This is a genomic window from Allobosea sp. CRIB-10, from assembly GCF_900112185.1.
GTDB lineage: Bacteria > Pseudomonadota > Alphaproteobacteria > Rhizobiales > Beijerinckiaceae > Allobosea.
Genome location: NZ_FOKP01000009.1, coordinates 137,684 through 159,053, shown reverse-complemented (window position 1 = coordinate 159,053; position 21,370 = coordinate 137,684). Strand labels below are relative to the sequence as shown.

The 21,370-nt window shown below is 67.6% G+C and carries 17 protein-coding genes; 14 read left to right on the top strand and 3 right to left on the bottom strand.

Going from position 1 to position 21,370, the window contains the following annotated elements; translation table 11 throughout:
• Window positions 1-7: 7 nt before the first annotated feature.
• Genes BMZ69_RS13925 through BMZ69_RS13915 form a run of 3 tightly spaced genes read left to right on the top strand, consistent with a single transcriptional unit; the run spans window position 8 to window position 3,275 of the window.
• On the top strand, window positions 8-469 hold the full coding sequence (locus tag BMZ69_RS13925; protein WP_092157467.1) for a (2Fe-2S)-binding protein: 462 nt from the start codon (window positions 8-10) through the stop codon (window positions 467-469).
• A gap of 2 nt (window positions 470-471) precedes the next feature.
• On the top strand, window positions 472-2,649 hold the full coding sequence (locus tag BMZ69_RS13920; protein ID WP_092157465.1) for a xanthine dehydrogenase family protein molybdopterin-binding subunit: 2,178 nt from the start codon (window positions 472-474) through the stop codon (window positions 2,647-2,649).
• A complete protein-coding gene (locus BMZ69_RS13915; protein ID WP_092157463.1) occupies window positions 2,649-3,275 on the top strand; it encodes an Isoquinoline 1-oxidoreductase subunit in 627 nt (208 codons plus the stop codon). Before BMZ69_RS13920 ends, BMZ69_RS13915 begins: the two co-directional genes overlap by 1 nt.
• Before the next feature lie 78 nt (window positions 3,276-3,353).
• On the opposite strand, the gene BMZ69_RS13910 is transcribed toward BMZ69_RS13915, so the two are convergent.
• Entirely contained in the window at window positions 3,354-4,808 is a 1,455-nt protein-coding gene (locus BMZ69_RS13910; RefSeq protein WP_092157461.1) for an AMP nucleosidase, read from the bottom strand.
• A gap of 111 nt (window positions 4,809-4,919) precedes the next feature.
• Here BMZ69_RS13910 and BMZ69_RS13905 point away from each other — a divergent pair, with 111 nt between their 5' ends.
• Window positions 4,920-5,579, top strand: a complete 660-nt coding sequence (locus tag BMZ69_RS13905) for a GntR family transcriptional regulator (protein WP_092157459.1) — start codon at window positions 4,920-4,922, stop codon at window positions 5,577-5,579.
• Window positions 5,579-6,061 (top strand): OsmC family protein, encoded by a 483-nt coding sequence (locus BMZ69_RS13900; protein WP_092157457.1) that lies wholly within the window; start codon window positions 5,579-5,581, stop codon window positions 6,059-6,061. The genes BMZ69_RS13905 and BMZ69_RS13900 overlap by 1 nt, the downstream gene beginning before the upstream one ends.
• A gap of 32 nt (window positions 6,062-6,093) precedes the next feature.
• On the opposite strand, the gene BMZ69_RS13895 is transcribed toward BMZ69_RS13900, so the two are convergent.
• Both BMZ69_RS13895 and BMZ69_RS13890 read right to left on the bottom strand, forming a co-directional pair.
• Window positions 6,094-7,311, bottom strand: a complete 1,218-nt coding sequence (locus tag BMZ69_RS13895) for a glycosyltransferase (protein ID WP_092157455.1) — start codon at window positions 7,309-7,311, stop codon at window positions 6,094-6,096.
• Window positions 7,260-7,877, bottom strand: coding sequence for a MarR family winged helix-turn-helix transcriptional regulator (locus tag BMZ69_RS13890; protein ID WP_092157453.1), 618 nt, complete (start codon window positions 7,875-7,877; stop codon window positions 7,260-7,262). The genes BMZ69_RS13895 and BMZ69_RS13890 overlap by 52 nt, the downstream gene beginning before the upstream one ends.
• 324 nt (window positions 7,878-8,201) lie before the next feature.
• Here BMZ69_RS13890 and BMZ69_RS13885 point away from each other — a divergent pair, with 324 nt between their 5' ends.
• The 9 genes from BMZ69_RS13885 (at window position 8,202) to BMZ69_RS13845 (ending at window position 21,104) form a co-directional block, all read left to right on the top strand.
• Window positions 8,202-9,944, top strand: a complete 1,743-nt coding sequence (locus BMZ69_RS13885; protein ID WP_092157451.1) for a type I secretion system permease/ATPase — start codon at window positions 8,202-8,204, stop codon at window positions 9,942-9,944.
• Window positions 9,941-11,296: an HlyD family type I secretion periplasmic adaptor subunit gene (locus tag BMZ69_RS13880; RefSeq protein WP_092157449.1), complete on the top strand. Its 1,356-nt coding sequence runs from the start codon at window positions 9,941-9,943 to the stop codon at window positions 11,294-11,296. Before BMZ69_RS13885 ends, BMZ69_RS13880 begins: the two co-directional genes overlap by 4 nt.
• Window positions 11,297-11,608: 312 nt before the next feature.
• Window positions 11,609-12,403: a calcium-binding protein gene (locus BMZ69_RS13875; RefSeq protein ID WP_092157447.1), complete on the top strand. Its 795-nt coding sequence runs from the start codon at window positions 11,609-11,611 to the stop codon at window positions 12,401-12,403.
• Between the two features lie 69 nt (window positions 12,404-12,472).
• A complete protein-coding gene (locus tag BMZ69_RS13870) occupies window positions 12,473-14,770 on the top strand; it encodes a glycosyltransferase (protein ID WP_092157445.1) in 2,298 nt (765 codons plus the stop codon).
• Window positions 14,767-15,600, top strand: coding sequence for a class I SAM-dependent methyltransferase (locus BMZ69_RS13865; protein ID WP_092157443.1), 834 nt, complete (start codon window positions 14,767-14,769; stop codon window positions 15,598-15,600). Before BMZ69_RS13870 ends, BMZ69_RS13865 begins: the two co-directional genes overlap by 4 nt.
• Window positions 15,597-16,850 carry a glycosyltransferase family 4 protein gene (locus BMZ69_RS13860; protein ID WP_092157441.1) on the top strand — a complete coding sequence of 418 codons (1,254 nt, stop codon included), beginning with the start codon at window positions 15,597-15,599 and terminating at the stop codon, window positions 16,848-16,850. The genes BMZ69_RS13865 and BMZ69_RS13860 overlap by 4 nt, the downstream gene beginning before the upstream one ends.
• Window positions 16,847-17,614, top strand: coding sequence for a hypothetical protein (locus tag BMZ69_RS13855; protein ID WP_092157439.1), 768 nt, complete (start codon window positions 16,847-16,849; stop codon window positions 17,612-17,614). The genes BMZ69_RS13860 and BMZ69_RS13855 overlap by 4 nt, the downstream gene beginning before the upstream one ends.
• 2 nt (window positions 17,615-17,616) lie before the next feature.
• A complete protein-coding gene (locus BMZ69_RS13850; RefSeq protein WP_092157437.1) occupies window positions 17,617-19,797 on the top strand; it encodes a hypothetical protein in 2,181 nt (726 codons plus the stop codon).
• Window positions 19,794-21,104 (top strand): glycosyltransferase family 4 protein, encoded by a 1,311-nt coding sequence (locus BMZ69_RS13845; protein WP_092157435.1) that lies wholly within the window; start codon window positions 19,794-19,796, stop codon window positions 21,102-21,104. The genes BMZ69_RS13850 and BMZ69_RS13845 overlap by 4 nt, the downstream gene beginning before the upstream one ends.
• Window positions 21,105-21,370 lie beyond the last annotated feature (266 nt).

Genomic DNA, 21,370 nt, shown 5'->3' with positions numbered 1-21,370 from the left:
GGCAGCCATGGCCCATACCATCACAGTCAACGGAACGCGCCACAGCGTCGACGTCGACGACGACACCCCCTTGCTCTGGGTGCTGCGCGACAATCTGCAGCTGACCGGCACCAAGTTCGGCTGCGGCGTCGCGCAATGCGGCGCCTGCACCGTCTACATGGACGGCCAGCCGCTGCGCTCCTGCTCCATGCCCGTCTCCGCGATCGGCGAGGCGAAGATCACCACCATCGAGGCCCTCGCCGGCAAGGAGGCGGAGGCCGTGCAGGCCGCCTGGGTCAAGCACGACGTGCCGCAATGCGGCTATTGCCAGTCCGGCCAGGTGATGAGCGCGATCGCCCTGCTCAAGGAGGTCCGCAAGCCGACCGATCGCGATATCGACCTCGCGATGAACGGCAATCTCTGTCGCTGCGCAACTTACGTCCGCATCCGCGCCGCGATCCACGACGCCGCACGCACGCTGGAGGGTTGATCATGACCGCGCATGACATCTCTCTCTCGCGCCGTAACATCCTGAAGGGCGCCGGCGCGCTCGTCATCGGCATGAGCCTGCCGCAGACCGGCCGGGCGCAATCGGGCGCGGCGCAGGCCTTCCGGCCGGGCGGAAACGCGACCTTTGCGCCGAATGCGTTCATCCGGATCGCGCAGGACGATACCGTCACCGTGCTGGTCAAGCATATCGAGTTCGGCCAGGGGCCCTTCACCGGGCTCGCCACGCTCGCAGCCGAGGAGCTTGACGCCGACTGGAGCCAGATGCGGGCCGAGCATGCGCCGGCCGACGTCAAGCTCTACGCCAACCTGGCTTTCGGCGTGCAGGGGACGGGCGGCTCGACCGCGATCGCCAATTCCTATGAACAGATGCGTAAGGCCGGTGCGACCGCCCGCGCCATGCTGGTGCAGGCGGCGGCCGAGGCCTGGAAGGTGCCGGCGGCCGAGATCAGCGTCGAGAAGGGCGTGCTCAGGCATGCCTCCGGCAAGCAGGGCCGCTTCGGCGAGTTCGCGGAAGCGGCATCGAAGCTGCAGGCCCCGGCCGAGGTCAAGCTCAAGGACCCCGCCCAGTTCAGGCTGATCGGCAAGGAGGGGGCGGTCAAGCGCCTCGACAGCCAGGGCAAATCGACCGGCAAGACACAGTTCACCATCGACATCCGCACGCCGGAGATGCTGACGGTCGTCGTCGCCCGGCCGCCGCGCTTCGGCGGCAAGGTCGCCTCCTTCGATGCGACCGAGGCGAAGAAGATCAAGGGGGTGGTGGACGTCCTGCAGATCGGCTCGGGCGTCGCCGTCTACGGCACCGGCATGTGGCCGGCGCTGAAGGGCCGCGAAGCGCTGAAGGTGACCTGGGACGAGAGCGCAGCCGAAAAGCGCGGCAGCCGCGAGCTGATCGCCGAGTACCGTAAGCTCGCGCGCACCCAGGGGACGGTTGCGGGCAAGCATGGCGACGCCGAGGCGGTGCTCGCCAAGGCCGACAAGGTGATCGAGGCGGAATACGTGTTCCCCTATCTGGCGCATGCGCCGATGGAGCCGCTCGACGGCTATCTCGAATGGAACGCGCAGGGCGCGCTCGCGCGCTTCGGCAGCCAGTTCCAGACCACCGAGCACCAGACCATCGCCACCATCCTCGAACTGCCGCCGGAAAAGGTGCAGCTCGAGACGATGCTGGCCGGTGGTTCCTTCGGCCGGCGTGCGCAGGTGAGCCAGCATCTCGCGGCGGAGCTCGCCATGGTCGCCAAGGCGATCGGCCCTAACCGGCCGGTCAAGCTGGTCTGGACCCGCGAGGACGACCTCGCCGGCGGCTATTACCGGCCGCTCTTCCTGCATCGCATGCGTGGCGCGGTGAAGGATGGCAAGATCACGGCCTGGAGCAACAGCATCGTCGGCCAGTCCTTCTTCTTGGGAACGCCGTTCGAGGCGATGACGGTGAAGGACGGCATCGACGCCACCATGGTCGAGGGTGCGAACGAGCTGCCCTATGAGGTCGCCGATTTCCGCTGCGAGGTCCACACGACCAAGGTCGGCGTGCCGACCCTGTGGTGGCGCTCGGTCGGTCACACCCATACCGGCTACGCGGTCGAGTGCTTCGTCGACCAGTTGCTGCAGGCGGCGGGTCAGGATCCGGTCGCCGGGCGGCTCGCCCTGATGGGCAAGGAGCCGCGTCTGGCAAACGTGCTCAAGGCCGTCGCGGACCTCGCCAAATGGACCGGGCCCGGTCCCGCCAACGGTCGCGCCCGCGGCGTCGGCGTGGTCGAGAGCTTCGGCTCCTATGTGGCGCAGATCGCCGAGGTCTCGCTCGGCGAGGGCGGCGAGCCCAAGGTTCACAAGGTCTGGTGCGCGATCGATTGCGGCGTCGCCGTCAATCCCGACATCATCCGCGCCCAGATCGAGGGCGGCATCGGCTTCGGCCTGGGGCATGCCCTCTACGGCGAATTGACGCTCGACCAAGGCAAGCCGGTCCAGACCAATTTCGACAGCTATCGCTCGCTGCGCATCCACGAGATGCCGGAAGTCGAGGTCCGGATCGTACCCTCGACCGAGAAGCCGACCGGGGTCGGCGAACCGGGCGTGCCGCCGATCGGGCCGGCGGTCGCCAATGCGCTGGCTCGCCTTGGGCGCGAGCGGCCGCTGTCACTGCCGATGGTCGGAGGGACCGTGTGATGCGCCAGGTCGCTCTCGCCACGGCGGCTGCCGCCGTCACCCTGCTGCTCGGCAGCGCGCTCACCCTGGCGCAGACCGCGCCGGCGCCGCAACCGGGCGGCGCAAGCCTGCGCCCGGCGGCGAGCTTTGCCGGCATCGCCAATCAGCGCGACCGCTCGGTCGCGCTGTTCACCGAGATCGGCAAGGTGCTGCAGCATCCGCGCTGCATGAACTGCCACCCGGCGACGGAACGGCCGCGCCAGAGCGATGCCAGGCGACTACACCAGCCGATGGTTGTGCGTGGCAAGGACGGGCATGGTGCGCCCGGCCTCGCCTGCACCACCTGCCACGGCAAGCAGAACTTCGACCCCGCCGGCATCCCCGGCGACGGCCATTGGGCGCTGGCCCCGGCTTCGATGGCGTGGGAAGGCAAGACGCTCGGCCAGATCTGCGAGCAGCTCAAGGACCAGAACCGCAATGGCAGCCGCGATCTTGCGGCGATCGTCAAGCACGTCACCTCGGACACGCTGGTGCTCTGGGGCTGGAACCCCGGCAAGGGCCGCCAGCCGGTCCCGGGGACGAACGCGCAGTTCGGCGAGCTGATGCAGGCCTGGGCCGATAGCGGGGCAGCCTGCCCTGCGGGGTAGGAACCACGACAGAGAACCCCTCTCCTTCCAGGAGAGGGTTCCCCGCGTCCGTTCCGGTAAGCCAGGAGTTTTGCGGCACTACCGGAACGGCGGCTCGTCGAAGCTCCTGAGCTTGCGAGAGTGGATCTGTGAGCCGGCTTCCTTCAGCTTCTCCAGCGCGGCAAGGCCGATCTTGAGATGCTCGCCGACGGCCCGCTCATAGAAGGCGTTGGCGGCGCCGGGCAGCTTGATCTCGCCGTGCAGCGGCTTGTCGGAGACGCAGAGCAGAGTGCCATAGGGCACACGCAGACGATAACCCTGTGCGGCGATGGTACCCGATTCCATGTCGACCGCGATAGCGCGCGACAGGTTGATGCGCTTGCGCTCCTTGCTCCAGCGCAGCTCCCAATTGCGGTCGTCCTGGGTGACGACGGTGCCGGTGCGCAGGCGCTGCTTCAGCCGGTCGCCCTTCTCGCCGGTGACCTCGGCCGCCGCCTCCTGCAAGGCGACCTGGACCTCCGCCAGCGCCGGCACCGGCACGTCGGGCGGCACCAGCTCGTCCAGAATGCCGTCCTGGCGGAGATAGGCATGGGCGAGGACGTAATCGCCGATGATCTGCGTCTGGCGCAGGCCGCCGCAATGGCCGACCATCAGCCAGCAATTGGGCCTGAGCACCGCGAGATGGTCGGTGATGTTCTTGGCGTTGGAGGGGCCGACGCCGATATTGACCAGCGTCACGCCCTCGCCGTTTTCGCGGATCAGGTGATAGGCCGGCATCTGGAAGCGGTGCCAGGGGGCCGACATCACCCGCTCGGCGGCGCTGACGTCGATGCCGTCGCGATCGATGCGGATGCCGCCCGGCGCGACCAGCGCCTGCGCTGTCCCTGCCTCGATCTCGGCCAGAGCGAGCCGGACGAACTGGTCGACATAGCGGTGGTAGTTGGTCAGCAGCACCCAGGGCTGCACGGCGCGCCAGTCAGTGCCCGTATAATGGACCAGCCGGCGCAGCGAATAGTCGACCCGGACCGCGTCGAACAGCGAGAGCGGGCGCGGCTCGCCCTCGACGATCTCGAAGGTGCCGTCGGCGATCTCGTCGCCGACCAGTGCCAAGAGCGGCGTCGGGAAGTATCGGGCGAGCTCGGCCGCCGTGACCGTGCCGCGGCCGAGCTCGTCGCCGCCGTCGAGCGCGTAGGGGTAGGGAATTTCCTGGCTGCTGATCCCGGTCTCGATCGTCGCACCGTATTCCTCGACCAGTGGCTGGAGCTGGTCGAGCAGATAGGCGCGGAACTCGCCCGGCTGCGTCACCGTCGTCGAGTAGATGCCCGGCATGGAGAACTTGGCGTAGCCGCGCCGCGTCGCCGCCGGCAGCTTGGACGGCTCATAGGTGACGCGCAGCGTCGGATAGCGATAGAGCGCCCGCTCCTCCAGCGTCGGCGGCTGCGCCGTCTGGAAGAAGCGCTGCAAATCGTTGCGCAGCGCTGTCCGCGCCTGCTCGTAGAGCAGCTCCAGCCGGTCGACAGCCTCTTGCGGCGTGGCGGCGATCTCGAATGTCATGCGCGAACGATCCTCTCGTTCGGGGAGCTTGTAGCTGGGCCGGCGCGGCCCTGACAACAGCACCGAAACGAGGCCGCTTGCGGCAGAGCAAATTTTGGATACAATTATCCTATGATCATCGCTCCACTTGCCCCTGCCACGACCGCGTCCGTCCTCGCCCAGCGCCTGCGCGAGGCGATCGATGCCGGGCGCTGGTCTCCGGGCGAGCTGTTGCGTCAGGAGCAGATCGCCGCCGAATACGGCGTCAGCCGCATCCCGGTGCGCGAGGCGCTGGCGCAGTTGCAGAGCGAGGGCCTGCTTGAGATCGCGCATTATCGCGGCGCCCGCGTGAGCCGGCCGCAGGCGCAGGAGATCGACGAGCTGTTCGATCTCAGGCTGCTGGTCGAAGGCGATCTGCTGGCGCGGGCGCTCGGCCGGCACGACCAGCGCTCGCTGCGCGAACTGGCGCGGCTGCAGGACAGGCTGGAGGATGCCGACGACCGGCTCGGCTGGATTTCCGGCGACATCGCCTTCCACGAGGCGCTCTACGGTCCGGCGGAACGGCCGCGCAGCCTTGCGCTGTTTCGGCAACTGCGCGCGCCGATCGATCGCTTCGCCGCCCAGGCGCTCGGCCCTGGGGCGCGCAAGCAGGGCTGGGCCAACGAGCACCGCCAATTGATCGCAGCGGTTGCGGCGGGCGATGCGATGGCGGCCCGTTCGATCCTCGAACAGCATCTGCAGGCGACGCGGGCCGTGGTGCTCGCAGCTTGCTCCGGAGAAGGAGAGAACTGATGGCGACGCATGGCGCGACGATCACCTGGCAGCGCGGCGACGAGGAAGCCTTTCTCGACAACCGCTACAGCCGCGCCCATCTCTGGCGCTTCGATGGCGGGCTGGAGGTGCCGGCCTCAAGCTCGCCGCATGTGGTGCGCGTGCCGTTCTCCAACCCGGCCAATGTCGACCCGGAGGAGGCCTATGTCGCGGCCCTGTCGAGCTGCCATATGCTCTGGTTCCTCAACCTTGCGGCGCTGCGCGGCTACCGGGTGGACAGCTATGCCGACGCCGCCGACGGCGCGATGGCGAAGAACGCCGACGGCAAGGAGTGGGTCGCGACGGTGACGCTGAAGCCGCATGTCGTCTTCAGCGGGCCGAAGGCGCCCGATGAGGCCGCAGTCGAGGCTTTGCACCATGAGGCGCACGCGAGCTGCTTCCTGGCCAATTCGGTGCGTTCGGCGCTGGAGACGCAGGGAAGCTGGGATTATCGCCCCGCCTGAAGGCCAGCTCGGCAACTCGCGCCGATGGGCACTCACTGCGCCGCGAGCAGATCGTCCTCGGCGACGAGCCGGCCGATGAAGCCGAGCTGGCGATCGACGCAGGCCTCGCGCTCATAGCGCGCGATGACGGTCTGGCGCGCGGCCGCGCGGAGTGGCGCAACCTCATCCTGCCGGTCGAGCGCGGCAATCACCATCCTCGCCAGCCTCACATCGTCGAAGAAGGGGGCGAGCAGGCCGTTGACGCCGTGACGGATCACCTCCTGTACCGGCGGCGTCGCCGAGCCGACGACCAGCGCACCGCAGGCCATCGCTTCCAGCATCGACCAGGACAGGACGAAGGGGACGCTGAGATAGATGTGGGCGGCCGAGACCTGGAACAGCTTGACCAGATCGGCATGGGCAAGCCAGGGGATATGGATGATGCGGTCGCCGAGGCCTGTCTCCTCCAGCATCACCTCGCGCCAGAGCCGCCCGTCCGGCCGCGGGCGGCCATAGCCCGACCCGTCGCCGCCGACAGCGACGAAGACCACCTCGGGCCGCTCCTGAGCGATCCGCGCCGCGGCGCGCATGAATTGCGGATAGCCGCGATAGGGATCGAGATCGCGGGCGGCGAAGGTGACGACTGGATCGCCGAAGCGAAGCACCCGCCCATTGGGCAGCACGAACGCCGCCTGCGCATCCGGCCGGCAGGCATGGATGTCGATGCCGTCATGGCAGACCGCGATGCGCTGCTGCAGGGCGCGCGGATATTGCCGCTGCTGCCAGCGGGTCGGCGCAAAGGCGAAGTCGAGCGTCTGTAGCGTCACCAATTGGGCGGCGTTGCGCATGCGGATGCGCCGCCGCTCGGCCTCCGGCACGGTGTAGGCCGGATCGAAGTCGAGGTCGGAACCCGTCGCGTTGTAGAAGTACTCGCAATAGCCGATCAGCGGCACGCCCGGCATCGCATCCTTGGCGAAGAGCATGCCGCCCCAGCCGACATGGCCGAGGATGGCGTCCGGCCGGTCGTGCCGATGCAGTCTGCTCAACTCGGCGGCAACCGCCTCGCCGGTGCGCACATGATAGTCGGTGGCGGCCAATGTCGCATGCGCGGTCGCCTGCTCGCCGACGGAATAGGCGATCTGCCTCACTCCCGGGCGATCCGGTTCGGGCTTCTCCGTCACCAGCGTGACCTCGCCGCCTTCGGCGACGAGGCGTTGGATCAGGTGAGCGAATTGACCAGATCCTGAACGATGAACGAATAGGACGTGCATGAGGCCAGCAGGATCCCGCCATAGCGCAGCGCGTCGCCCCACCATTGCTCGAGGCGGCGCAGCGTGTCGTGGGTGGTCTGGAGGTCGGTGTCGAGATCGTCGAGGCCTTGGCCGAACTGGCTGGTCTCGTCGAGCAGCTTCAGCCGCTCGACCAGGAGCTGTCCTTTCGGCGAGAGCGAGATGCGGGCGAGGCGGCGATCGCGCGGCGACGCCCCACGCTCCAGATACCCGCTCTCGACCAGCTGCTTGAGGTTGTAGGAGGCGTTCGAGCCGACATAGTGGCCGCGGTCGAGCAGGTCGCGCACCGCGATCTCGCCCTGGCCGATGGTGAGCAGGACCATCACCTGCGAGGGCGAGATGTCATCGACGCCGAGCTTGGTCAGCTCGAGCCTGAGATAATCGAGGAAGCGCCGGCTGACCCGCTCGATCATGCGGGCGAGGTCGAGTTGCGACACCGGCGCCCGCGTCGGCCCCGATTCGGCTTCGAGTCGGCGAACCCCGTCGGGGGGATCGCCGTTGAAGGCATTGCCTAGGAATCGAGCGCCGTCATGGGGTTTTAGATGCATTCCCTACTCCGCCTGATCTCGAAATGAGCAGTCAGCCCTCCGAGCCCCTTCGGCTGACGAATAGCCTATACGCAAAGCACATGCCACCCCGAACATAATGAGATTAAGATTTTATCGGAATCGACATAGTCATGAACTGTTTCAAATTTTGAAACTTAGCACCTTTCGGCCATGTTTCCGATAAATGCCTCTATTTCATAAGGCTTCATCTGTCATATTATAGACACGACTTGTGTGGCACGCTTTATATAACGCTCAGAACCTGCCGTATCGGCATAGGCGTCGATAGCGCCATCTGATGGCCAGCCCCATTCGGAGACCTGCATGAAGGTTGCGACCCAGCCTGCCGACGTCCTGATTCGAAGTCTGCAGCGCGGTTTTGCCGGCGGCCTGGCCTATGCCGCCTTCCTGAGCTTCTGCATCAACATCCTGCTGCTGACCGTGCCGATGTTCATGCTGCAGGTTCAGGACCGCGTCATCGTCAGCCGCAGCTACGATACGCTGACCATGCTGCTGGTGATCGCGGTCGGGGCGCTGGCGCTCTATGGCACGATCGAGTTCATCCGCTCTCTCACCTTCCAGGCGATGGCGAGCATCCTCGCCCGCCGGCTCAACCTGCCGGCGCTGCAGGCCGCGGTCTCGACCTCGCTGGAGAAGGGCTCCGGCCAGGCGACGCAGGCGATCCGCGACCTCAACGAACTCCGCTACTTCATCGCGAGCTCGGCGATCGCGACGCCGCTGGAAGCAATGTGGTCGCCGATCTTCCTCGCCGTGCTCTTCGCCTTCCACTGGATCTACGGCCTGGTCGGACTGGCCTCGCTGCTGATCCTGCTGCTGCTCGGCGTCGTCTCGGACATGTTGACCCGGCGCGCCCTGAAGGAAGCGAACGAGGAGGGCGTCGCCTCGATCAACGAGATCAGCGCCACCTTACGCCATGCCGAGACGATCGAGGCGATGGGCATGCTGCCGGCCCTGTCGAGCCGTTGGCGCGCCAAGCAGATCGCCATGCTGGAGCATCTCGATCTCGGTACCCGCCGGGGCAAGTTCATCGCCGCGATCACCCGCGCCAGCCGCATGACCATGCAGCTCGCCATCTATGCGACCGGAGCGGTGCTGATCATCCGGCACGAGGTCTCGGCCGGCACGCTGATGGCCGGCAGCATCCTGCTCGGCCGCCTGCTGGCGCCGTTCGATTCGATGATCACCGATTGGCGGCAATGGGTGCTCGCCGCTGCGGCCTGGAAGCGGGTGCGCGACCTCCTTCAGTCGCAGAGCTCGCAGCGCCAGAGCGTCCCGACCCCGGCGACTGAGGGCGACCTCGTCATCGACCGGCTGGTCTACGCCCCCAAGGGCGGCGAGCAGACCGTGATCAAGGGCGTATCCTTCACGCTACAGCCCGGCGAGGTGCTCGGTCTGGTCGGCCCGTCCGGAGCCGGCAAATCGACGCTGGCGCGGCTGATCGTCGGCGTGCTCAGGCCGAATGTCGGCGGCGTCTATCTCGACGGCCACAACACCTATCTCTGGGAGCGCGGCTCCTTCGGCGACATGGTCGGCTATCTCCCGCAATCGGTCTCGCTGCTCGACGGCACAATCGCCGAGAACATCGCCCGCATGCGCAAGCCCGATCCGCACGCCATCCTCGAAGCGGCCCGCATCGCCGGCGTGCACGAACTGATCGGCCGCCTGCCGCTCGGCTACGACACCAATGTCGCCGACAGCGACTTCAAGCTCTCGGGCGGCCAGCGCCAGCGCATCGGCCTGGCGCGGGCGCTCTACGGCATGCCGCGCCTGATCGTGCTCGACGAGCCCAACGCCAATCTCGATGCCGAGGGCGAGCAGAGCCTGATCCGGGCGATCAACGCCGCCCGCGACAGCGGGGCGATCGTGGTGCTGATCGCGCACCGTCCCTCGGTGATGCAGGTCGTCGACAAGATCCTGGTGCTGCGCGAGGGCCGCGTTGCCCAGTTCGGTCCGCGCTCGGCGATCTCCGGGATGATCACGCCCGCCGGCGTCGTCGAGCTCGAGCCGGCGAAACAGCCCTCTGCCCCGCGTGAGGTGAGCGCATGAGCGAGCTTCCGATGTTGCGCCGGCCCGACCGGGCGCTCGTGCCGATGACGATCGAGGCGGAGCCCGAGGAGCGCATGCCCTCGCTGCGCAACCTCGTCCTTGCCGGCGTCGCCGCGGTGGCGATCGGCTTCGGCGGTTTCGGCGCTTGGGCGGTGACGGCGCGGCTCGACAATGCCGCGGTCGCGCAGGGAACCGTCATCGTCGACAGCCGGCGCAAGACGGTGAGCCATCTCGAAGGTGGCATCCTCAAGACCCTGCTCAAGGCCGAGGGCGAACGCGTCGCTCAGGACGAGCCCCTGCTCCGGCTGGAGGACGCCCGCGCTCGCGCCGAACTGCAGCAGCTCGAAGGCAAGCGAGTCGGTCTCGATGCCCGGCTGGCCCGTCTCCGCGCCGAGCAGAGCAATGCGACCGAGATCGATTTTCCCGACGATATCGAGAAGGCCCGCACGCCGATCGCCCGCGAGGTGATCAAGGCGGAGCAAACGCTCTTCCGCGCTCGCGCCCAGGTCTATGATGGCAAGACGCGCATCCAGCAGCGCGTGATCGAGCAGCACCAGGCCGAATCGGAGGCGCTGCAGGCGCAGATCGACGCGGTGCGCAACCAGCGCACGCTGATCGACGAAGAGGTCAAGACGATCGCCGAGCTCTACGAGAAGCGCTACGCCAAGCGCTCCCAGCTCGTCGAATTGCAGACCCGCCAGAGCGAGCTCACCGGCCGCGCCGGCGAGATGGCGGCGCGCAAGGCCAAGGCCGAGCAGGCCGTCGCCGGTGCCGAGCTCGAGATCAAGTCGATCAGCCTGGAGCGCCAGAGCGAGATCGCCAAGGAATTGCAGGACAGCCAGCTCCAACTCTCGGAGGTGGTCGAGCGCATCGTCCAGGCGCAGGACGTGCTGCGCCGGCTCGTGGTGACCTCGCCGCAGGAAGGCATCGTCGCCAATATCCGGATGCGCACCGCCGGCAGCGTCGTCACGGCGGGCGAGGCGATCCTCGACATCGTGCCCGAGCAGGAGCCGCTGATCGTCGAGGCCAAGGTCGATCCGCGCGACATCGATTCGGTCCGCGTCGGCGCCGACACGCAGGTGCGGCTTACCGCCTTCAATGCCCGGCTGATGCCTCCGCTCCTGGCGAAGGTCTCTTACGTCGCAGCCGACCAGCTGATCGACGACAAGACCGGCAATGCCTTCTTCATCGTCCGCGCCGAGATCACGCCGCAGAGCCTGAAGGAGAACAAGGTGACCTTGCATGCCGGCATGGCGGCGGAGGTGCTGATCGTCAATGGCCGGCGCTTTGCGGCGGACTACCTGCTCGCGCCCATCCGCGACAGCTTCAATCGCGCCTTCAGGGAGGATTGAGCCCGGCCGATCCGGCCGCCGAAATCGGATCGTATCGCGGACCGATTCCAGATCGAAACAATATATTTCAAAATCCGTATCAAACTCTCAGTATAATCCTCGCGTGAACAATATATAAAATGATGTAAACTTTGCTGCATCGCAAAATAGTCATAATATATTGCTTGATACAATGATCTTCTAGGCTACTCTCATGAGTGTCGCACGATAGCGAGCCTCTGGATCGCTATCGAAATCGCACCGTGACCCAGAACGAGCGGCGGAGTTCTCCGCATATCTGGTGGTGCTCTCAGATCACCGAGGAGGTGACGAATGGCCACGATCGAAGGCAGTGCATTCGATGATTTCTTGATTGGGACACGCTTCAGTGACGTGATCCTCGCAGGCGCCGGGGACGACATCGTCCATGGCGGCAACCAGGTGGATTCTCTCTTCGGCGAAGAGGGTGACGACCTGCTTTACGGCGATGCCGGCAACGACTTCCTGTCCGGCGGCGAGGGCAACGACGCCCTCTTCGGCGGTCTGGACGACGATGTCCTCTCCGGCGGCGAAGGCAAAGACAACCTGTTCGGCGGCGAGGGCAACGACGTTCTCGACGGCGGCGAAGGCAACGACATCCTGCGCGGGAACAATGGCGACGACGTGCTGCGTGGCGGCGACGGCGACGACATCCTGCAGGGCGGGCCGGGTGACGACATCCTGCTCGGCGGTGCCGGCAACGATGTCCTCCAGGGCGGCGACGGTGCCGATTTGCTCGAAGGCGGCGCCGGCAACGACGTCCTTCAGGGCGGCGCGGGTGACGATCTGCTCTTCGCCGGTGCGGGTGATGACGTCCTCTCCGGCGGCGCCGGCAGCGATGTCTTCATCTTCAATGGCGGCGGCGGCAACGACGTCGTGCTCGACTTCGAGGCCGGCAACGATCTGCTGCAGATCTCCAGCGGCATCAACGGCACCGACATCGGCTCGGCCGAGGATGTTGCGGCGCGCGCCACCACCGTCGGCGGCAATGCCGTCGTCGATCTCGGCAATGGCGACACCGTGACCATCGTCGGCGTCACCGCCGAAGACATTCAGGCCGACCCGAACTCCTACTTCTCGGTCGCCTGACAATAGTGCGGCGCCGGCCGGCTCGGGCCGGCCGGCGTCACCTTCCTGCTCGTTCGGAACATGGCACCCATGCTTTCTCTCGCGCCTGCGCCAGCGGCGGACGGCCTGAGCCCGCAGCTGCATCTGTCCAGGCTGAGCGGCTCGGTCTTCCTGCTGAGCTGGACCATCGACGCTCCCGTGCTGTCGCGGCCGCGCATCATGCTCGCGGCGCACGAGAAGCGCCTCGTCTCCGCCTCGGTCGTCCTTCCGCTCGGCGATGGCCGCGTGCGTGTCGTCGTCGTCTTCCGCCATGGCGGTGCGGGCGAGGTCGTCGCAACCTTGTCCGACGATAATCCCGGCGGCGACATCACCGCGCGTTTCGATCCCGATCTCGTCCACGGCATGGCCGATGTGGAGGATCTCGTCCGGGACGCGACGCCGGATGCGCGCCGCATGCTCGCCAACGCGCTGATCGGCCATTGGCCGACGCTGTTCGGGCTCAGCCAGGCCGCCGGCTATCTCGGCTTCCTGCGCCAGTTCCTGCTGATCCTCGTCCGTAAGCCGTCGGCGGCGACGCCGGTCGCCAAGCTGACCGAAGGCAAGCTCCTGCTGGAATCGGCGGTTCCCGGCCGGCTCGCCGGCATTCGCACCGCCTATAGGCTGGATTCCGCCGGCCTCTCGCGCCTGCCGGGCCTGCCGCGCCTCGGCCACCCCGACCGCGCCGGCAACCGGCCGCTGCACCTGATCATCGACGCCTTCCCGCCGCAGGCCGGCGGCCTGCTGGTCCTGCAGGCCGAATCCGGCCTGATCGTCCGCTCCGTCGGCGCCCGGCAGGACATCCCGTCGCTCGGACGCTGGTGGGCCGGCAAGGCCAGCCAACGCGACGGGCTGCGCAGCTGGCTCGTCGAGCAGCTCGCCGGCTTGTCCGAGCAAGGGCGCCTGCTGGCGATCGAGATGCAAAGGCGGCTGCCGCTCGCCGCCCAGAGCGTGCGCCGCAATGACGACCTGCCCTCGGCCGAGCTCGACCTCGCCGTCACCACCCCGGCCGGGCTTCTGCTCGGCGGCTGGTATTGCGATGTCGAAGGCTTGGTCGACGAGGTGCTGCTGCACCGCTCCGAGGGCGAGGCGACCCCGGTGCTCGATCGGCTGGACCAGTTCCCGGCATTGCTGCCGGCCGGCTCCAAGGGTGACGTCAAACGCGCCACCGGCTTCGCGGCGCTGATCCCCGGCTATGCCGACGGCGCGCCGGTGCTGCAGCCGCGGGTCGAGCTCAAGCTGAAATCCGGCACCGTCCTGTCGTTGCGCCCCAATGTGCAGCCGGCCGACGCCGTCGCCATCCGCGCCCGGGCTTTGGCGGCGATCCCGCCGCAGCATCTCACCGCGCAGATGCTGGAGCGGACGATCGCGCCGGTGCTCGCCGACTGCCAGAAGGCATTGCGCGAGAACCTGCCGGAACCGCGGACCAGGCGTTTCGGCAGGGGGCCCGCGAGCCCGGCGGTCTCGGTCGTGATCCCGCTCTACCGCGTCTACGACTTCCTGCGCGTCCAGGTCTCGGCCTTCGCCGCCGATCGCTGGTTCGCCGAGAAGGCCGAGCTGATCTATGTGCTCGATTCGCCCGAGCACGAGGGCGAGGTCGCGCATCTCCTTGGCGGCCTCTTCCTCGCCTATGGTTTGCCGATGCAGCTCGTGGTGATGAGCCGCAATGGCGGTTTCTCGGCTGCCTGCAATGCCGGCGCCGCCGCCTCGCGCGGGCAGGCGCTGGCGCTCGTCAATTCCGACGTCATTCCCGACAGCGAGGGCTGGCTGCCGGCGCTGCTGCAGCGTCTCGAACCGCATCGGCGCACCGGCGCGGTCGGCCCGAAGCTGCTCTATGACGACGGCTCGCTGCAGCATGCCGGGCTCTTCTTCAAGCGCGACAGTAAAGGCACCTGGCTAAACCATCATTACTTCAAGGGCATGCCGAGCGGGTACGCGCCGGCCAATGTCGAGCGGCCGGTGCCCGGCGTCACCGGCGCCTGCATCGTGATGCCGCGCGCGCTGTTCATGGAGATCGGCGGCTTCGACGACGGCTATGTGATCGGCGATTACGAGGACAGCGACCTCTGCCTCAAGATCGCCCGGGCCGGGCTCGGCATAGTCTACGTCCCGAGCGTGTCGCTCTACCACCTCGAGCGCCAGTCGATCTCGAAGAGCCTCGACTACACGCGCGGCGTCGCCTCGCAGCACAATTCCTGGCTCCAGACCAAGCGCTGGGACGGTGAGATCGAGGCGCTGATGGCGGCGGTCGACAAGTCCGCCCCGCAGCAGCCCATCCCGGCGCCGGGCCTGCGCCCTGATCCGGAATTCCTTCTCTCCCGCGCCAATCTCAGAAGGGCGACAGCGGCATGACGGCGACCCTCGCCCTGCGACAGACAACTTCGGAAGCCACGCCCGCGATCGGACCGATGACGCCCGAGCTCGCCTGGCTGATGGCCCATGTCCAGACGAACCGTTTCCTGCCACATCCGCCGCCGGATTCGATCTTCGTCGGCGACGGCGACTATCGCGCCATCGGCGCCGAATTCCTCGGTCATTTCATCCGGATCGGCCGGCTGCAGCCGCATGAGCGCGTCTTCGACATCGGCTGCGGCATCGGCCGCATGGCGGTGCCGCTGACCCAGTATCTCGATCCCGAGCGCGGCAGCTATGACGGCGTCGACCCGGTGATGGACGGCATCCTCTGGTGCGCCCAGACGATCACGCCGACCTATCCGCGCTTCCGCTTCCAGCGCCTCGACATCGCCCACCCGCTCTACAATCCGCAGGGTTCGCTGCCGGGCAAGGAAGTGCGCTTCGGCTTCGCCAACCAGAGCTTCGACTTCATCACCATGACCTCGGTGGCGACGCATCTGCCGCCGGACGAGCTGGTGGTCTATCTCAACGAAGCCGCGCGCCTGCTCGCCCCCGGCGGACGGCTCTTCCTGACCGCCTTCGCGCTCGACGGCCAGAGCACCGGCCAGGAAAGGCTGAAGTTCCGGCGCTGGGGCGAAGGTCCCGGCTGGTATGCGATCGAGGAGGCGCCGCTGGCCGCCGCCGGGATCGACGCCGGCTTCCTGCTCGAACATGCGACGCAGGCCGGGCTTACGGTCGAGCGGCTCGACCCCGGCCATTGGCGCGGCCACAGCGCGGCCCATTACCAGGACTTGCTGGTCGCGGTGAAACCGGGGGTCCAGCGATGAGCCGGCGCATCCTCGTCGTCGCCCACAACCATCCGGACCTGCATCCGGGCGGCACCGAGATCTTCGCTCATGACCTGGCGAAGGCCTATCGCGGCGAGGGCTGCGAGGTGCTTTTCCTCGGTGCGACCAATGCGATCCACCGCCAGCCGCACCCCGGCACTGCCTTCCAGGCGACCGGGGCGGATGGCGACCTCCTGCTGTGGAGCGGTCATTTCGACCGCTTCCATCTCAGCCAGATCGATCATTACGGCACCTTGCAGGATCTCGGCTCCCTGCTGACCGAGTTCCGGCCGGATGTGATCCACATCCACCATCTCGTGCTGATCGGCGCCGAATTCCTGGCGCTGGCGCGGCGGCTGCTGCCGCAGGTGTCGATCGTGATGACGCTGCACGACTATTATTCGATCTGCCACCATAACGGGCTGATGGTGCGCGCCAATGACAAGCAGCGCTGCACCGGTGCTTCGCCGGCAAAATGCCATGGCTGCTTCCCGGAGATCGGCCCCGACCGCTTCCTGTTGCGCGAGCGCTTCCTGAAGACTCATCTTGCCGCCGTCGACCGCTTCGTCGCGCCGAGCCGCTTCCTGCGCCAGCGCTATGTCGACTGGGGCCTGCCGGCCGAGAAGATCGAGGTGATCGCCAATGCCAGGCCGGCGCAGATGCCGGTGCCGCACCGGCACACCCATGGTGCGCGCAATCGCTTCGGCTATTTCGGCAATCTCAACCCGTGGAAGGGTGTGCTGCCGCTGCTGCAGGCCGCCAAGCTCATGCGTGAGCAGGGCGCCGAGGCGTTCGAACTGCGCATCCATGGCGGCGCGCCGTTCCAGAGCGAGGCCTTCACCAGCGCGCTCGACAAGGCACTGTCCGAGGCTGGTGCGGAGGTCGTGCATTGCGGCCCCTATCGCCGCGACGAGATGCCGGGGCTGATGGCCGAGGTCGACTGGGTGGTGATGCCCTCGATCTGGTACGAGAACGCTCCGCTCGTCATCCAGGAAGCCTTCCAGCACCTGCGGCCGGTGATCGCCAGCAATATCGGCGGCATGGCCGAGATGGTGCGCGACGGCGTCGACGGCCTGCACGCCCGCCCCGGCGACCCACGCCATCTCGCGCAGGTGCTGCGCCGCGCCGCGAGCGAGGACGGGCTCTGGCACCGCCTCGTCGACGGCATCGAACCTTCATCCGGCATGGACGATTGCGCGCAGGCGCACCTTGCCCTGTTCGATCAACTCAAACTGGCGGAGGCGGCATGACCAGCATGACGACGATGCACAGTCCGGACGGTACCGTGAGCGAAGCGAGCGAGACCCCGGCAAAGCTCAACGGGCGGGTCGATGCGCTCGACGGCAACCGGCTGCATGGCTGGATCTGGGACGAGGCCCGCCCCGAGGAGCGGCTGACCGTGCGCCTGATGCGCAACGGGCTCAAGGTGCAGGAAGTCGTCGCAGACCAGGGCCGTATCGACCTGCGCCGGAACGGCATCGGCGACGGCCGGCACGCCTTCGCCATGGAGCTCGACGACAGGACCGCGGCGGCACGCGAGGCGCTGACCATCGTCGGCATCTCGCCGAGCACCGGCGCCGAACTCGAACTGCGCCTGCCGCCGGCGGCGGAGCTCGCGGCGGAGGCGGCGATCGCCGTGCCGCTTGCCCGCTTCTTCGACCGGGTCGAGGCGCTGATCGCACTGCAGCGGCGCTCGCAGCTGACCCAGAAGGAATTGCTCGACAAGGTCGGCGAGCTCGGCGTGCAGCTGGCGCAGCATCGCCAGCGCGAGGCCGAGACGAAGCAGTCGGAAGAGACCGAGGGCAATGGTGCGATCGCCTCGCGCCTCGCCGAGATCGACGTCTTCCAGATGCGCTTCGACCAGACGTTGCGCGCCTTCGATGACCGGTTGGTCGCGATCCGCAAGGAGGCGAAGGCCCCGCTCCGTCAGGTCACCGTCGTGCTCGGCTTCCTTTCGGGCCTGTCGGCGCTGCTCTCATTCGTCACGCTCACCGTCATGCTGATGGGCAGGTGAGCATGAACGAGGTCATCATCCCCGAACGGACCATGATCAGCCCGGCGCCGACCGTCGCCTGGACGCCGCTCGGCGAGAACGCGATCCTGGTCATGAGCGCCTGCGATGCGCTGCCCGGCAAGGTGCCGGTCGCGGTCGACGGCAATCCGCGCAACCGGGTCGAGACCATGGCGCTGACCTGGCGCCGGCCGCAGGCCGACGCGGCGCACGCCACCGGCTTCCTCTGTCTGGCACCCGCCCCCTCGCCGGATCGTGCCGGCTCGGGCGCGATCCTGCTCGGCCGGCCCGGCCGCCCCTTGCGGTTGATCCTGGCGCCAAAGCCCATGCCGTTGCAGGCCTTCCTCGCAGCGCTCGCGGAGGAAGCCGGCCAAGCCTTCCCGACCGTCGTCGACGGGCTGCTGGAAGTCCTGCTTGCCGGCAAGTCGAACCCGCGCCGCCTGCGCGCCGTCGGCATGCTGCTGCAGTCGGTCGCCAAGCCCGGCGGTTTCGTCGAGGTGATGGGCCCGCTCGACGACGGCATCTTCCTGCAAGGCTGGACCTCGAACTTCACGGCAGGGCGGACGAAGCTGCTGATCGCCCATGGCGGGCTGTCGCCGGCCGTGCTGGAGGCCGGCACCTTCCAGCGCGACGATCTCGGCGAAGGCGCCTGCGGCTTCTTCGGTCTGCTCGAAGAGTGCGTCATCCGCCATCCCAGCGAGATCGAGCGACTGTTCTTCCGCGCCAATGACGGCTGGCGGGCGCTCGAGGTCTATGATCGCCACGTCCTGCTCGAGCAGATCACCGTGCCCGGCCATCTGCGCGACGGGCTGCAGCGCGGCAGCGCCCCCCCGGCGACCGCCGAGAAGCTGAAGCAGGCCTCGCAGCGCTTCGATGGGCGCGACACCATCTCCTTCCTGGATCAGCCGGTCCGCGCCGGCATTGACGACGCCACCATTGTCGAGGGCAGCGGCGTCCTGATCATCGGCTGGCTGTTCGATCCGGAACGGCAGGTCGGCAACGTCATGCTGCGCAGCGGCACGCAGTCCTGCGCCATCGACACGATCTGGACGCGCGCCATCCGACCGGACGTCACCGCCGCCTTCGCCGAGGACCCGCGCTTCGGCCCGGCCATGGCGAGCCGGCGCAACAGCCACGGCTTCATCGTCTTCGCGCCCAAGCTGCTGCCGGAGCCCGGCCAGCCGCTCTATCTCGAATTCGAGGTCGAAGGTCACGGGCCGGCCTTCCTGCCCCTTGCACCCGCGCGCAACCCGGCCCGGCGCGCGCTGGAGCGGGTCTTCGGCCTGCTCGATCCGCGCTCCTCGACCGCGACCGCCGTGGTCGAGAAACAGATCGCGCCAGCCCTGCAGGCCGCCGAGATCGCGCCGCCCAAGGCGATCGAGACGCACGACATCGGCCGCTTCAATGCCGATGCGGCCCTCGGCCTGGTGATCGGCCTCGACCAGCGCCAGCGCGAGCTCTCCAGCCTATTCGCTTTGCTGGCGATCGATCCGGAGATCAGGCCGCTGCCGATCGTCGTCGCAGCGCCCGGCGAGAGCTTCGACCGGCTCGGTGCGGAGGCGCGCCGGCTGGCGAAGTTCTACGGCCTGCAGGTCCGGCTCGTCCTGGTCGAGGGCGTCGAGGACAGCTGCGATGCGTTGGAAGCGGGCGTGCGCGCCAGCCGCTTCCAGACGGTGGCGCTGCTGTCCGGCGCCGCCCAGATCCGGATGCCGGGCTGGCTCGGACGCCTGGAGCGCGCCTATCGCGGCCGCGGCGGCCAGTGCGTGGCGAGCCCGACCCTGCTGTTCGAGGACAATTCGATCCGCTGGGCCGGAGCGTGGCTCGAAGGCGAGGGCGCGAATCGTCGCGTCTACAACCGCTTCGTCGGCTATCCCCTGGATGCGATCGGCAGCCTCGGGCCGATGGAAGTCGCGGCCGGCGCGACCGAATGCTGCGTGATGTCGCGCAACGCCTTCCTCGAGGCCGATGGCTTCTCGCGCAGCTATTTCACGTCCAGCGAGAAGGGCCTCGATCTCTGCCTGAAGCTCAGGATGAACGGCGTGCCGTCGCTCTGGGTGCCGGAGGTCGAGGTCTATGTCGTCGAGGATGGCGAGACCCGCCCGCATGTCGGCGCGCTGATCAACCTCGCTGACCGCACCAGTTTCGACCGGCGCTGGGCGCTGGCCATTTCCAACATGAGAGGATGAGCATGCGTATCCTCGTCGTCTCGCACGGCCACCCTTCGTTTTCGCTCGGCGGCGCCGAAGTCGCCTCCTACAACCTGCACAAGGGCTTCCAGGCCAATAGCGAGGTGGACACACACTACCTCGCCCGGGTCGGCGCGCCGACGCCGCGCCATGCCGGCACGGCGCTGATGAGCCTGCGCCAGCGCGGCGGCGAATTGCTCTATTACGCCGAGGAGTACGACCACTTCCTGCTCTCGAACCGCGCCACCGACGAGATCGAGCGCGATTTCGTCCGCGTGCTGCGCGACCTCAAGCCGGATGTGGTGCATTTCCACCATTTCATCGGGCTCGGCCTCGAATGCATCTTCGCGGTGCGCGACACGCTGCCGGATGCACTGATCGTGGTGACCTTCCACGAATACCTCTCGATCTGCCACCACCACGGCCAGATGGTGAAGACCGGCGCCTTCAAGCTCTGCTACCGGGCCTCGCCGAGCGACTGCAATGCCTGCTTCCCGGACATCTCGCCGTCGCGCTTCCTGGCACGCGAGACCTTCATCAAGGGCATCCTCAACCTCGCCGACCATTTCATCTCGCCGAGCCGCTTCCTGGCCGAGCGATACCAGCAATGGGGCCTGTCGGCCGAGCGCTTCTCGGTGATAGAGAACGGCATCGACGTCGCCGAGGTCGCGCCGCCGCGGCCGGGCCCCGAGGCGAATGGGCGGCGCTCGCGCTTCGCCTATTTCGGCCAGCTCACACCCTATAAGGGCGCCGACGTGCTGATCGACGCCGTCACCCGCATACCGGACTCCGTCTGGGGCGAGGACAGCGTGCTTCTCGTTTATGGCGGCAATCTCGACCGCCAACCCGAGGCCTACAAGAAGAAGTTCACCGATCTGGTCGAGGCGGCCGGGCGGCGCGTGCGCTTCTGCGGCCCGTTCCAGAACCACGAGATGCCGAACCTGATGCGTTCGGTCGACTGGGTGGTGATGCCCTCGGTCTGGTGGGAGAACTCGCCGATCGTGATCCAGGAGGCCTTCTTCCACGGCCGCCCGATCCTTTCCAGCAATCTCGGCGGCATGGCCGAGAAGATCACCGACGAGGTCGACGGTTTGCATTTCCGCTCCGGCAGCCCGGAGGACCTCGTCGACTGCATGACCCGGGCGCTGAGCGAGCCCGGGCTATGGGAGCGCCTGCGCGCAGGCATCAAGAAGCCGCTCAGCCATGTCGACTGCGCCGAGCAGCATCTGGCCCTCTACCAGCGCCTGATCGCCGAGCGGGGCATGCCGGCTCCGGCCAATCGCGCCGCCGCGCCGATGATCGCGTGAGCCGCGCGGACTTAGAGCCTCTACCAAGACCTGAGGGGATCTCGATGAGCTTTGGAGGAGACGAATGCCAGGAGAAGCGCGCAGCCGATACCCCTCGGTATCGGCAAGTCGTTTCGACGCCGCAGGCGGCCCTCCAAAGCTCACCTTCGGCACCGGGAATTCGCCCGCCCGCGGCGTCTCGCCGCTTGCCGATACCAACGGTATCGGCTTCACGCCGCTCCTGGCGGAGCAGACGAATTGCCGGCGTCGAGACCCCCTCAGGTCTT